Origin of the sequence: Paenibacillus sp. ACRRY (genome assembly GCF_022346995.1) — a bacterium.
Lineage (GTDB): Bacteria > Bacillota > Bacilli > Paenibacillales > Paenibacillaceae > Paenibacillus.
On sequence record NZ_JAKRNM010000003.1, the window covers coordinates 1 to 13,827 of the forward strand.

15 protein-coding genes are annotated in these 13,827 nt (G+C 46.3%); 10 read left to right on the plus strand and 5 right to left on the minus strand.

Annotated features, from left to right (window positions below; translation table 11 throughout):
* A partial coding sequence (locus MH144_RS13595) for a leucine-rich repeat domain-containing protein (RefSeq protein WP_239300791.1) occupies positions 1–497 on the minus strand: 497 nt, incomplete at its 3' end.
* Positions 498–807: 310 nt separating this feature from the next.
* Here MH144_RS13595 and MH144_RS13600 point away from each other — a divergent pair.
* From MH144_RS13600 to MH144_RS13625, 6 genes are all read left to right on the plus strand, one after another.
* A complete protein-coding gene (locus MH144_RS13600) occupies positions 808–1,698 on the plus strand; it encodes a diacylglycerol/lipid kinase family protein (protein ID WP_239300793.1) in 891 nt (296 codons plus the stop codon).
* 142 nt (positions 1,699–1,840) lie between these two features.
* Positions 1,841–2,758, plus strand: a complete 918-nt coding sequence (locus MH144_RS13605; RefSeq protein ID WP_239300795.1) for an aldo/keto reductase — start codon at positions 1,841–1,843, stop codon at positions 2,756–2,758.
* Positions 2,759–3,032: 274 nt separating this feature from the next.
* Positions 3,033–4,415, plus strand: coding sequence for a transcriptional regulator (locus tag MH144_RS13610; protein ID WP_239300797.1), 1,383 nt, complete (start codon positions 3,033–3,035; stop codon positions 4,413–4,415).
* Between the two features lie 312 nt (positions 4,416–4,727).
* Positions 4,728–5,108 (plus strand): GntR family transcriptional regulator, encoded by a 381-nt coding sequence (locus MH144_RS13615; protein WP_095290679.1) that lies wholly within the window; start codon positions 4,728–4,730, stop codon positions 5,106–5,108.
* Positions 5,105–5,980 carry an ATP-binding cassette domain-containing protein gene (locus MH144_RS13620; protein WP_239300799.1) on the plus strand — a complete coding sequence of 292 codons (876 nt, stop codon included), beginning with the start codon at positions 5,105–5,107 and terminating at the stop codon, positions 5,978–5,980. Before MH144_RS13615 ends, MH144_RS13620 begins: the two co-directional genes overlap by 4 nt.
* A complete protein-coding gene (locus MH144_RS13625; protein WP_239300801.1) occupies positions 5,977–6,675 on the plus strand; it encodes a hypothetical protein in 699 nt (232 codons plus the stop codon). The genes MH144_RS13620 and MH144_RS13625 overlap by 4 nt, the downstream gene beginning before the upstream one ends.
* A 122-nt stretch (positions 6,676–6,797) precedes the next feature.
* Here the strand turns inward: MH144_RS13625 and MH144_RS13630 are convergent, their stop codons facing one another.
* Together MH144_RS13630 and MH144_RS13635 are read right to left on the minus strand one after the other, a co-directional pair.
* Positions 6,798–7,574 (minus strand): isocitrate lyase/PEP mutase family protein, encoded by a 777-nt coding sequence (locus MH144_RS13630; protein WP_239300803.1) that lies wholly within the window; start codon positions 7,572–7,574, stop codon positions 6,798–6,800.
* 56 nt (positions 7,575–7,630) lie between these two features.
* The gene (locus tag MH144_RS13635; RefSeq protein ID WP_239300805.1) at positions 7,631–8,689 is read right to left on the minus strand and encodes a bifunctional transcriptional activator/DNA repair enzyme AdaA; all 1,059 of its coding nucleotides are present in this window, start codon (positions 8,687–8,689) and stop codon (positions 7,631–7,633) included.
* A gap of 356 nt (positions 8,690–9,045) precedes the next feature.
* Between MH144_RS13635 and MH144_RS13640 the strand changes: the two genes are divergently transcribed.
* Complete coding sequence (locus tag MH144_RS13640) at positions 9,046–9,636, plus strand: hypothetical protein (protein WP_239300807.1); 591 nt, start codon at positions 9,046–9,048, stop codon at positions 9,634–9,636.
* A 66-nt stretch (positions 9,637–9,702) separates the two neighbouring features.
* On the opposite strand, the gene MH144_RS13645 is transcribed toward MH144_RS13640, so the two are convergent.
* Positions 9,703–10,620: a phosphatidate cytidylyltransferase gene (locus MH144_RS13645; RefSeq protein ID WP_239300818.1), complete on the minus strand. Its 918-nt coding sequence runs from the start codon at positions 10,618–10,620 to the stop codon at positions 9,703–9,705.
* 98 nt (positions 10,621–10,718) lie between these two features.
* Between MH144_RS13645 and MH144_RS13650 the strand changes: the two genes are divergently transcribed.
* Positions 10,719–11,261, plus strand: coding sequence for a hypothetical protein (locus MH144_RS13650; protein ID WP_239300820.1), 543 nt, complete (start codon positions 10,719–10,721; stop codon positions 11,259–11,261).
* A gap of 53 nt (positions 11,262–11,314) precedes the next feature.
* Here MH144_RS13650 and MH144_RS13655 read toward each other — a convergent pair whose 3' ends face one another.
* Positions 11,315–11,776, minus strand: a complete 462-nt coding sequence (locus tag MH144_RS13655) for a VOC family protein (protein WP_239300822.1) — start codon at positions 11,774–11,776, stop codon at positions 11,315–11,317.
* Between the two features lie 159 nt (positions 11,777–11,935).
* On the opposite strand from MH144_RS13655, the gene MH144_RS13660 reads away from it, so the two are divergent.
* Both MH144_RS13660 and MH144_RS13665 read left to right on the plus strand, forming a co-directional pair.
* Complete coding sequence (locus MH144_RS13660) at positions 11,936–12,370, plus strand: Lrp/AsnC family transcriptional regulator (RefSeq protein WP_239300824.1); 435 nt, start codon at positions 11,936–11,938, stop codon at positions 12,368–12,370.
* A 129-nt stretch (positions 12,371–12,499) separates the two neighbouring features.
* Entirely contained in the window at positions 12,500–13,825 is a 1,326-nt protein-coding gene (locus tag MH144_RS13665; RefSeq protein ID WP_343226060.1) for a GntP family permease, read from the plus strand.
* Positions 13,826–13,827 lie beyond the last annotated feature (2 nt).

The following is a 13,827-nucleotide window of genomic DNA, read 5'->3' on the forward strand; positions in this document are numbered from 1 at the left end:
GCGTATAGGCTGTAGATCTGATTGCCACTGGCGTATAACGTATGTAATCGGGTGAAGCCACGAACCACTTCTATGGAAGAGATGGAGTTGTTGCTGATGTACAGCCGGCCCAGTTCCTTCAGGTCAGCGAGTGCATCAATGGATGTAATATAATTGTTGCGGACATCGATTTCCCGGAGTTGTCCCAGATGCTTCAGCGGGGTCAGATCCTCTATCTCATTGCCGTATAGGCGAAGGTGAGTCAGGTTAGTCGCATACTCCAGTCCCGACAGGCTCTGTATACCTGCATTACTCAGATCAACAACGGTGAGCTGTTCCAGGTCGGACGTAGTTAAGGGTGAATCTACCGGTTTGTTCAGGATCAGTTTAAGTCCGTTTTCCAGTGCAGGATCTTCTATGATGCCTTTGCCTGAGTCCATCGTTGCGTAGGCCATGGCTTGCCCAGACGCGCCGATACTTAGAATGAATACTAGAAACAATAATGCCATTCTTCTCATTGCATGCATTCCCTCCGATACTTTTAAAATTCTCCTTGCTTTTATGTAGTCCATATCCAAAGTTAAAGTCAGAACAACAGGAATGAATCCTCAACATTTCTCTAGTTATTAACCCATCAGCCGAGAAAAGGAACATCAATTTCAGGGGACAGGTAATAACGCTACTTCTATTCTATATGAAACAAGCCTTGATCTGTACTCCTTCAGGTGAACTTTACCAAAAAAATCTTTTGGCCTGCGAGCCTTATTCATCCTACCCCGAGAAAGGGTATAGAAGAAGTAAATATGCAGGTGGAGGGGAGAGGCGGTTATGCGTCAAGCCATGATCATTAGCAATCCGTCATCGGGAAAAGAAGAGGCTCAGCAGTACGTGTCTGAAGTTCAGGCGATTCTGGAATCACAGCAATATCAAGTGAAGATTAATGAGACAGCTGGGGAGGGTGATGCAACCAGTTACTGTCTGGACGCCTGCCAGGGCGGCTGTGATCTGGTCATATCGATTGGGGGAGATGGCACGCTGCATGAAACCATTAATGGCATGATGGACCAAAATCATCGTCCCCGACTGGGTATTGTACCACTGGGTACAGTGAATGATTTTGCCCGTGCGCTCCAGCTGTCTCTCGATCCTGAAGAAGCCATTAAGCAGCTTGGTTCCAATCAGATTCGCAAGGTGGATCTGGGTAGAATTAATGATCGTCTCTTCGCCAACGTGGTGGCAGCCGGTTCTTTGGCTGAAGCATTATCTTCCGTCTCATCGGAAGACAAGTCGAAGCTGGGCTCCCTGGCTTATTTGAAGGAAGGATTGAAGGACCTCGTGTCCTCACCCGTCTATCCTTTGAAGATTGAATACGACGGGCTGACGTGGGAGGGTGAATCTCCATTGTTTCTTGCTGCGCTGACCAATTCTGTTGGGGGATTTGAGAAGCTGTCTCCAGACGCAGCGGTGGACGATGGACTGATTCATTGTTTTGTGATCCGCAATATCAGTGTGTTCAACAGCCTGACACTGGGAACCTCCTTGTTGTTTGGGCATCTGAAGGACCATAAGGATGTGGATTATTTTACGGCAAAAGAGGTTCGGGTAAGCTGCACTGAATCGGTTCGCACCAATGTGGACGGGGAGGAAGGGCCCGCATTGCCAATCCAGATCAGCGTTCTGCCTCAACATATTGAAGTGATTGTTCCTCAAGAAACGTAAGCCTGTCGGGAAATTGAGAAAAAACGACCATTTTTCCATATAAGATGTCTAAAAATCCATTGAAACCGATTGCAGATCTGTGTCACAATCAAAGCTGGAAGACAAGTATATACAATCTATCCGAATATGGAGGGAAATCACCTTGAGAACAATAAAACTTGGCAGCAGCTCACTTGAAGTACCAGTTGTGGCCGTAGGCTGCATGCGAATCAACTCACTCGGCAACAAAGAGGCAGAACAATTTGTTCATTCCGCCATGGAAGTCGGTGCGAACTTCTTCGACCATGCTGATATTTATGGAAATGGGGCATGTGAAGAGATTTTTGCAGAGGCGGTACAGATGAATCCCCAGGTTCGTGAAAATATGATTTTGCAATCCAAATGCGGTATCCGCAAGGGTATGTTTGATTTCTCCAAAGAGCACATCCTGAATTCAGTAGATGGCATTCTGCAGCGTCTGAAAACCGAGTATCTTGATGTTCTACTGTTGCACCGTCCAGATACTCTCGTGGAGCCGGAAGAAGTGGCAGAGGCGTTTGATCTGCTCGAACGCGAAGGCAAAGTGCGCCATTTCGGTGTATCCAACCAGAACCCGAACCAGATCGAACTGTTGAAAAAATACGTGAAGCAGCCGCTGGTAGCCAACCAGCTGCAGCTGAGTATTACCAACACAACAATGATCTCCAGCGGGATCAACGTGAACATGGAGAACGATGCAGCCGTGAACCGTGATGGCAGTATTCTGGATTATTGCCGTTTGCATGATATCACGATTCAGCCATGGTCTCCGTTCCAGTATGGTTTCTTCGAAGGTGTATTCCTGGGCAGCGACAAGTTCCCGGAACTGAATGCCAAGATTGATGAGATTGCAGCCAAGTATGATGTGAGCAACACCACCATCGCGATTGCCTGGTTGCTGCGTCACCCGGCTCAGATGCAGCCTGTAACTGGCACAACGAATATTGAGCGCCTGAAGGACTGTGTCAAAGCCGGAGATGTTCATCTTACACGTCAGGAGTGGTACGAAATCTATCGTGCTGCTGGCAACATCCTGCCTTAAATCTAGTTCACAAACAGAGTCGTAGAGTCTACTCTCTTCTACGAAAACACGAGCGTTTATTCTGCTCGTGTTTTTTTGTTTTTTCCTGATTTGATGCGAGTTAATTCCCGGTATAAAATAGAGAAACGGGGTTTATTTTATCAAAAGGATTAAATTGTAAGTAATACAAATTAGTTGAATTTATTATGTTGACCCTTTCTTTTGGATTACATATAATTACTTTTGCATACCGTTAATCCTGTATATGGCTTTTATTTGGGAGGGTGGTGTTCGTTTGGAGCCGACAACCACGATTCGCGATCATTTAGAGAATTACTTGAAGCGCGAGCAGATGTCCATCAGTTTTTTTTCGGAAACGTCAGGTATTAATTCGGGTACGCTGAGCAATATTTTGAACAAAAACCGCCCGATTGCGATGCAGCAGTTGGACCGAATCACTTCAGCCATGAAGCTTGAAGAAGGCCATTTCTATGAATTGTATATAGATGAGTGTTTCGTTCATGCCACCCCCGACTGGCGAAGACTGGGCCCCTTCCTTCACCGTTGTGCGGAGTTAGACAAGCTAAATTGTATTGAAGAGGTTATCCAATTAATGATGGATAATCTATCGTATATTCCCCTTTTATTTGATCTGGCCGAGGAGTTCTACCACGAAGGTAAATTTAAACCAGCCATTCTCTTATATGAAACGATCGCCGAGAGTGAGAAAATGCAGCATTCGGAGCGTCTCGCTCTATGTCAGTATCGGCTGTTCAAGCTGGGTCTGACCAATGACCAGCAGAGAAACCTGATCATCGCAGCCAAATTCGAGTATTATGTCGATCGCCTGGATGAACGATATCAGTTGGACGCTCTTAATGAACTGATCAATGCTTTTGGAGCATTACACCGATGGAGCAAAGTGCAGGAGCTGTCCGAGAAGCTGAAGGTGAAGGCAACCATCCATTATGAATTGAATGGCAGAAGAAAACAGGAAGAAACAAAAAGGCCTATTGTGTTCTACATCCTTTATTCCGATTTGGCTGCTGGAAGTGCATGCTATCATCTCAAGGATTACGATAATGCTTTAAAATTTGTTTCGTTATATGCAGATAACAGCTGGGTTAAAGATCCCGACCAGGATGAGATTTTGGTTATTAATCAGTTCCAAGAATGGGCTGAAGCAAATCGTTATATCTATCAATTAATGGCTGGGCAGTTCGAGGTACTGTCCTCCTATTTAAAATATATATCTACCAAGGAAAACGAAATTTTCCCTGCGCTTTGCGATATAGTCACCGCTGCTAATCGTTATGGTGAAGATATTGATTATGTTCTTGAACAGTATCAGTCCTATTTTACGTATCAGGAACAGAGTAATCGAATCGGGAAGGTTAGCAAGCAGGTTACAGATGATCGTTATTTACGTCTTTTAGCTGATCTTGGAGCGTATTATCTAAAGAAAGATGAGTATTTTAAAGGCTTGGGATATGTGCTTGATAGTTTGAGATTTTCTATTGAAATTAGCAGCGGCAGGGGTATGCTAAGAGGTATCGGACTGTTTGAACAGTATAGGGATTATGCGACCGATACAGCCAAGCAGCAGTACAAAATGATCATTAGTGAGGTGCAGAAACTCAATGAAGAGAAAGTTGGCTTTGCTGATAGCTACATGTAGCATTGTGGTAAGCATACTAACTCCTGCAAGTGAGCCTGACTTAAGTACGGATGCTCCGAACCCTGCAATTATGAGAACCGCTGATCATGGATTTGGCACTTAACCCCATTAGAAAATTGGAATGCTTCTGAATATTCATTCAGAGGCGTTTTTTTGTTTGTGTTTGTCATGAACTAACCGAACCTGCAGATTCAAAAAAATCAAGATGCGGGATATTCGGCTATTTACTTTTGGATATCTGTGTACTATAGTTAGTTGCATGAGTAACTAACCAATTAACCAATTAACCTAAATAACGAAAGTTGGATTGGCATGAAATCGACTTTGGATGAATCACAGCCCATATTTCATCAGATTGCCATGATGATTATGGATGATATTGTGGAAGGCAGATTACAAGCGGAAGAGCAGGTTCCATCGACCAATGAGCTCTCGCGGTTCTACAATATCAATCCGGCAACAGCGCGCAAAGGGCTGCAGGAGCTTGTGGACAGAGGAATCATTTATAAACAGCGAGGTGTTGGGATGTTTGTTGCCAAAGGAGCAAGAGATGCACTGTTGGTCGAGCGAAAACAGCATTTTTACGAAGAATACATTATGCCACTGCTCGAGGAAGCCAGACGGATTCATATGAATGAAGACATGATTATTGATCTGATTAAAGGCAAGAGAGACAAGGAGAGTGAGTCATGATTCGTATAGATCAGGTAAGTTATGGTTATCATCAGACACCTGTTTTGGACCATGTCACATTGCATGAAAGTGAGCCGGTCATTAGTGCGATCTGGGGGAGGAATGGCGCCGGAAAAACAACACTTATGAGTTTGCTTGCAGGGCATAATCGTCCTGATCAAGGCAGCATTCAGGTTATGGGGGAGGACCCCTACAATAATCTGGCTGCCCAGAAGCATCTCTGTTATGTTCAGGAGAATCATCCGCTGGGCAGGAATTGGACGATAAGTGACCTGGTACGATTCGGTCAGTATTTCCATCCGGAGTGGAATCAAGAATTTGCAGAGCGGTTAATTGACCTGTTTGAACTGCCATCCAAAAGGAAGATCGTCAAATTCTCCAAAGGGATGAAGACAGCAGCCCAGATGGTTCTTGGCCTCGCGAGCTATGCGAGTGTTACCATTCTGGATGAGCCGACCAACGGACTGGATGCAGAGAAACGCAAATTTTTCTATAATGCCTTACTTGAAAGTTATGAAGAGCATCCCCGTTTGATTTTGGTTTCTACCCATCATATTGAAGAGATTCAGCCGTTATGTGAGTCACTCATCGTGCTCCATCAAGGCGGCGTACTGTGTCATGAGCAGATGGAAGAGATACGTGAAAAGGGAATTCTTCTAACAGGGTTAATTCGTGATGTTGATCAGGTTACCCAAGGTGAAAAAATCATTGAGTCTGCACAGCTCGGGTCAACGAAAAAGGTGATGATTGACGCCTCTTACTCCAAGGAATGGAGAGATATTGCGCAGGCGCATGGTCTTTCCATCGAAAAAGCCACACTGCAGGACTACTTGGTCAACCTGACGCGGAAACAGGAGGTGCTTAAGGGATGAATGCAGTCAAAGGTACAAATCGATTGATTTTGGATGACATGCGCTGGTATCTCATGCTCTTCTCACTCATTACACTTATGCTTACGGCAGTATATCTGGCAGTGGGTTTCATATTTGATGTTGCGTTTACCACTCAGCTGTTCGGGCCCATGTACGGAGGGATCTGTGCATTTGCCGTGGCAGGCCTCATTACGCTGTATCCCGTTGCAATTGGACTTGGGAGCACCCGAATTCAGTTTCTGAAATCCTTCTACCTCATCTCTGCATGGATGGTGGTTGGTACCATTACCATTCTGAATGTGATCTATCTCATCATGCATCTGCTTCATGAAGCTGGATGGCTTGGAGTAACCTTTTATCAGCTGGGTAGGCTGCATTCAAGTGATTATCAATTCCTGTCCTATCTCTGGATTGACTTGATGATTGGATTTTTGGTCCTCGGGTTATCCATCTTTTTGACGGTTTGCTGGATACGGCTTGGGATGCGAAATTTCCTGATCCTGTTCTTCGGCTTGGGTCTGATTCTTACGCTGGCTTTCGTTTTGTCTGACCTGAGTGTTCTCGTAAAATGGTTTACGAGTATAAACATCCTGTTGTTTGCCACGGTCTTGGGGGCTGTGAGCTGGGGATTGATTCTATGCACCTATCCCATGATGAAGAATGCACCGCTTACGATGAAGGGCAGAAAAGAGTAGCAGAGTTACCCGTATACGTTAGAAGGCTATGTGGATCTATGGAATCAAACTTGAACAAACACGAGTGCATTCCTGCCTCGTGTTTTTCTGTGTATATAACTACGCCTGCAACTGTAATCTTCTTAGCGTGTTTCAAGTAAAATGCTTCGTCCGAGTTCCTTCAAGTGTTCCATGGCACTCTGATAAGGATAAGGTCCATAGCTTACCCGGGCTACCCCGAATCTCGCGAGCTGTGCTGGTGTTGGCTCATTAGATGTCACCATTACGTTTACTGGAAGCGGAGAACGTTCACATAATTCCTGAATGAGTTGTGAGTCCAGCAGACCTGGAACGAATAGCCCGCTGGCTCCTGCCTCTGCATAAGCGTGGGACCGTAATAGGGCTTCTTCCAGATGGAATGAGGTATGCTGCGCTGGGGCCGTTTGCAGAAATATATCCGTGCGAGCATTAATGAATAGGGGAATGTCCATCAGTTCAGCGGCTTCCCGAGCGGCTCTCAAGCGCAGAACGAATTCCTCAATGGCATAGAGGCCTGTTTCATCGGGAAGTTGATCTTCAATGTTAATGCCGATAGCACCATGCTCAATTACCCGGAGGACATTTTCCTTCACTTCTGACGCATACCTGCCATGCCCTCCCTCAATATCGATGGTAACAGGCAGTTTAGTGCTGGATGTGATTCGAGCCAGATTGGAAAGTACCCATTCAAACGGCATGTTCTCTCCATCCTGCTCACCATGAGCCGCAGCAACAGACCAGCTACCGGTGGCTATGGCTGCGGCTCCAATCGATTCAATGACTTGCGTGCTTCCAGCATCCCACACATTGATTAGCACGAGTGGATTACCTTTGGTGTGTAGCTGGTGAAATAGCTCTGCTTGTTCTTTCAGATTTTGCATAGGATGATTCTCCTCCGTTATAACGTTATAAATGGATTAAGTGAACTGACCATATCTCAATGATTTTGTTCATAAGTATTCTTCTCATGGGTTAACAGCCAGTTCTTGCGAGTCAGGCCACCGCCGTACCCACCAAGATCACCACTTGCATTAATGACCCTGTGACACGGGATCACAATGGCCAGTTGATTCGCTCCATTGGCCTTTGCGACTGCACGGCATGCGGATGGTTTACCCAGCGCGACAGCGATATCTTGATATGACCTTGTTTCGCCTAGCGGAATCGCCATAAGCTGTTCCCAGACGCTCTTTTGAAATGGTGTTCCTAAATAGAACAACGGGGTGCGAAATGTCGTTAAAGTCCCGTCAAAATACGCTGCCAGTTCCCTTTCTATGGAGCGAATGGGTTCAGTTACTCCAGGTACGATGGCGGACTTGGTTCGTTTCCGAAGGCGCTCCACTTCCCGCTCCAGACCTCTGCGATCCACAAATTCAAGCAAATATAGAGCTGTATCATCTGCCACAGCCATTATGGGTCCAAGACGTGTATCAAGCCAGGAAGCCTTTAATACTTGTCCGTCATGCACTTGAGTAGGAGCGGCGCCCATAATTCGGGAGAAGGCATCCCTGAAACCGCTGCTGGACTCATAACCGGTCGACAACTGGGCATCGATAATGGTGCGTCCTGAGCGGATGTTCTTCAAGGCCAGTCCCATGCGGCGTGCACGGGCGTACTCCACGAAGGTCATGCCGAACCGTTTTTTGAACTGGCGCCGTGCCGTAGACTCATCGATGGACAAATCCTTGAAATCCTGACCTTTCCAGCGCTTTTCAGGATTGTTCTCCACGGCCTCGACCAGAATTCGGACTACATCCGAAACCTGGTTAGGGTGGGATAATGGACGGCAGCGCTGGCAGGGACGAAATGAAGCGAGCAGTGCCTGCTGTGCAGTCTCGTAAAATTCACAGTTTTCAAATTTGGGCTTCCGTGCAGGGCAGGTAGGACGGCAGAATACACCTGTCGTTTTGACACCGACATAGAATAAACCTTCGTATTCCGAATCTTTGGCAACCAGCGCCTGATAATATTGTTCTTTCAGTTCAGCAGAGATCATTAAACGCACGTCCTTACGATTTTTGTTCCAGCCAGCAAGATGAAGTTCTTTCTGAAGTCACATCTTTCCTTGTTATTATAAAAAAACGATGCGCAGGGCATCGCCGAAAATCAGGCATGAATATTTTTATTTTGGTGCAATGTGTTTCTTTCCTCCAGTCCAGTTTAACAAAAAGATTCCCAGGAATATAAATAATCTGCCAATAGTACATTTCAGAACTCAACGAAGTGTGACTGTAACGATCATTTTTGGAGGGTTTACATATTATGGAGCTTCATGAGGGACGATATGGTGTAGTGATTAATAAGGCATATGTCGTTTTGATGGATTAGACCAAGATGGAAGGAGCTCCAATGATGAAGAAGAACACTAATACATTTGCTCTTTGGGCATCCGTGCTTTGCGTTCTGCTGCTGATCAGCGCCTGTGGCGCAAAAAATAACAATGAATCGGTTCAGGAGCATGCTTATCCGCAATCCAAGCAGCCTATTGAAGAAGCGGGAAACAGTTCGATTCCCAACTCGGATGCCAAGCAGGGCAATGAGGACCCGGCGAATACAGCGGATGGCGATGAAGGAAAACTGTCGGCTCAATCGAATTCATCCTCGGATGAAAAGGAACAGATCACCATTCAAATTGATCAGTCGGACAAGCCGACAGAGAATAACAACAGCTTTGACTTCTCCGTCAGTCAGGTGCCAGAGGGCTACACCCTCTCTGAATTGCGTTGGACATCCAACCAGATTACCATTATTAACTCGCCTGCAGAGGCTATTCAGCATGGTGGTGACGGTAAAGAAGGCTTCTATATTAGCGGGAACGGACAGTTCTCCGGCTTTATGTACTCGGATGAGATGAAGGGTGAACGGGGCAAAGTCACACTTGTCTACAAGAATGAAGCAGGCAAAGAGATCCTGGCAGAGCAGGAAGTTAAGTTGAAAAAATAAAGAAAAAGCAGTCGGAAACGGCTGCTTTTTGGTTTGCTTAGAGAGGGTGTTGAACACACTATCCATCTACATAAAGTCGAAGAAATAACGAACGACATGAAACATGACCGGTGACGTATAGGTCAGGCTGTCGACCCGGCTCAGATAGCTTTTTTTGAGTGCATCGAATTTATTGTCGTCCCCGATTAACAAGTCCCGCTTGAGTACAGACACTGTCAGACTTCCGAAGAAACCGGCAAGGCCGATCAATACACCGATAAAGATTCCGAATTGCCAATCGAACGGAGTCAGATAAGGGTGGATGAAATAGGAGGCTGCCGTTGTTATTACGAATGCACAGGCGAATCCTTCCCATGTCAAAAATGGATTGGCTGTGGGCACCACTTTACGTTTCCCCAGATAGAGGGAGACCAGATAGTGGACCACATCGTTAAGCTGTGTCAACACCACCAGGAACAGGACCAGCTTCGACCCATACTCCGGTGTTGCAAACGGAAAGTAGGCTAGATGGCTGAGCCCGAATACCATCAGCATCAACCCCCATTGCGTGGAACTTACACTTCGCAGGAAGCCGACCGTTCCCTTATTAATCAAGCGAGGAAGCGGCAGCACGAGGAAGACATACAGCGGAATAAAGACGATAAACATCCCATACCATCCAATATAGATCCAATAAAACTGCACCGGTATAGCGAGATAAGCCCACAGGAAAAGCCTGCGGTCAGCCTTTCGGGTGCTGCGAATCATGGAGAAATACTCCTTGAGCGCGAAGAACGCGAGTACCATGAGCGAGATGAGGGAAACAATCGGATTGAAGAGCGTAGCGAGACAGAAAATGACGAGCATGCCCCACCAGGTCTTGATTTTGTTGCCGATGCCCGAATAATCCTTATCCGGCTGAAGCTTGGCAATGATTTTATACACGATATGTATGACGAGTAATGCTGCAAAAATGAGCGTTAATGTGAAGAGCGAGCTGCTCACGAACCAATCACCTGCTTATTCCAGAAGTAAGATCCCATAATTGGGTACCTATGTTATTATGAAGGAATAGTGCCAACTTGATAAGGGGAAATTTCGTTATGACAGCCGACCGTTCAATCTACATCCTGCTTACGAATACAGGGACACTGTTTACCAAGGTTATTCAGAGTTACACCAGAGCACCCTATAATCATGCCTCGATCTCTTTCAACCGGGAATTATCCGAGCTGTACAGCTTCGGCCGCAAGCACCCGAACAATCCGCTGAATGGCGGTTTTGTGAAGGAGGATATTCAGACGGGTACATATAGCAAATATCCAAATACAACATGTGTCATTTATGAGCTTCAGGTTACGGACCGCGAGGTGGAAAAAATGAAACGCGTGCTGCAGATCTTCATCCGCAGCCGTCAAAAGTACATGTACAATCTGCTGGGAGTCATCGGCATTACCCTGAAGGAGCCAGTGGAATTCAGCAACTCCTACTTTTGCTCCCAGTTCGTGGCTGAAATTCTCCAGCGTTCGGGAATTAAGCTGTGGAATAAGCTGCCTGCACTGGTGACCCCGGATGATTTTCGTCAAAGTGATCGTCTGAAGCTGGTGTACGAAGGAAAGTTAAGCGACTATGAGCCAGTCACTTAAACGCAGAACAGCCTGCTGCCTCGGATCATTGAGCAGCAGGCTGTTCTTGTATATTACAGGGAAGATCTCACTGACTGATCAAAGTCCACTTCTTCAATAAACTCAATGACTTCGCCGTTAGGAGTATGAACCAGAGCATTTCGGACCTCCAGCGGGGGCTCGCCAAGAGAGATCCAATCTGGTTCAACATAAGCCTTGGCACCATGATTAAGCGCAAGCTGGTATATGGCATCAACATTTTCTACATAAAAGGCCAAATGCAGCAGTGCTCCATGTCTGACTTCCTCGGGGGAGGCTGCTGGCTCCCCTTCAGCGGGGATGACGGCACCGGGATCAAACAGTTCGATACAGGTTCGCTGATCCGGAGAGATCAGCATGCTCGCCTCAGTAATAGAGAACGATGGCAAGCTCCAGGAGTGACCAACCTTGAAACCGAGTACCTGGGTATAGAACGAAAGGGTTTCTTCATAATTACGTGCTTGAATGGCAACATGGGCAATACCTTTTACACTCATTCTGCATGACTCCTTTTATCTGTTGTTTCTTAAAGTATAAGGATATTGCCGAAGTGGATACATGCCATATCGAAGGATATAATGAAGAATGAGTTAGAGATTATAAGTTATTTTGTAGAAAAAAACTTAATAAACAAGCCTATATCGGAGGTCTGGCTTATGAATTATATCCCAGATGAGATTGATCAACAGATCATGCATCTGCTTCAGCATCATGCACGTATGCCCATAGCACAGATTGGTAAGGAGATTAACATGTCCCAACCCTCCGTCAAGGAGAGGATCCTCAAGTTGGAGGAAAAAGGCGTCATAACGGGATATTCGACCATCTATGATTTGGCTACGTTAAATCGGGGAACGACTACCTTTGTCCTGTTCAAAACCGAACGCTGCGAAGAGCTGGTCCGTTTCTGTGAACAGGCCCCAGAGGTTACGGATCTGCACCGCATTAGCGGTGAGTATAACTATTTAATCAAAGTAAGAACCGCATCCATCGAAGAGCTCGCCTCGTTCCAGGATGAACTTGTGAAGCTGGGCACATCCAAATCCCATATCAGTATGAAGACCATCATGGAGAATCGTGTACTCCTCTAAATGCAGATGGTGTAATCGTTGAACATAGCAGGGCAACATGTCTGTCCTGCTTATTCATTGTGCATATGCACAATGAATTTCGTCCTTTCATCAATATTTATTTGATGCGCTAGCCTCTATAATGAAAGCGTGTTCAACAAGAGCAAGGGGGCAATCACAATGGAAGCTTTAACTATTAGTTGGATTGGCGCACTGGCAGGACTTGCTATTGCCATCATATTGATCTTAAGGAAACTGAACCCGGTCTACTCTTTATTTCTGGGAGCAATTGTAGGCGCTTTAATTGGTGGAGCAAACCTGGAAGAGACCGTAAATATATTGGTGAATGGCACGCAAAGCGTCATGGGCACCGTGCTCCGCGTTCTTGCGGCAGGGGTTCTGGCAGGTGTCATGATGGAGTCTGGAGCAGCGGAGACCATAGCTCAGGCTATTGTGCGAAAATTTGGCGGAAGCAAAGCGATTTTGGCGTTGGCACTGGCCACGATGATTATTACAGCCGTTGGCGTATTCATCCCGGTTGCCGTACTTATTGTGGCACCAATCGCACTGTCTGTGGGTAACAAAATGGGCATCTCTAAGCTGGCCCTGATTCTTGCTCTATCTGGCGGTGGTAAGGCAGGGAACATTATATCCCCGAATCCCAATACGATTGCAGCGGCACGTGGGTTCGATCTGGATCTCAGCAATGTCATGCTGGCAGGTGTGATTCCAGCCATCTGCGGTTTAATTGTAACCGTTATTGTCGCTTCAATGCTCAAAAATAAAGGCGTAATGGTTACTGATCAGGAAGCGGAACAGGGTGAAGTGGATACCTCACAGTACCCGCCGCTGAAAAAAGCAATTGTTGCACCTCTGGTAGCCATCATTTTGTTAATGATTAACCCGATTGGTTCAATAACCGGGGTAGAGGTACTATCCACGTTCAAAGTGGATGCAATGTATATTCTGCCGCTTGCCGGCATCATCGGCATGCTGGCAATGGGACAAGGTAGAAACATCGTGAAGTACACAACTTCCGGATTAAATAAAATGACAGCGACCGTGCTTATTCTGATCGGCGCAGGTGGAATCGCAGGTCTGATCTCTGCATCCGACCTATCAGGTCAGGTGGTTAGTTTAATTGAAGCATCCGGCATATCAGGCACCTTCCTGGCACCGATTGCGGGTATTCTGATGGCAGCAGCTACTGCCTCTACATCAACCGGTGTCATTCTGGCAACGGGCTCGTTCGGCGACGCGATTCTGAACATGGGAACGGCTCCGCTTGCAGCAGCGGTTATGGTGCACACCGGGGCAACCGTCATTGATTCTTTGCCTCAGGGTAATTACTTCCATGTTTCGGCAGACAGCATGAAGATGACGATCCGGCAGCGGATGGGCGTTATTCCTTATGAAGCAATTGTAGGTGGGACGATGGCGATTGTAGCCACATTACTATACGGATTTATCCTCTAATA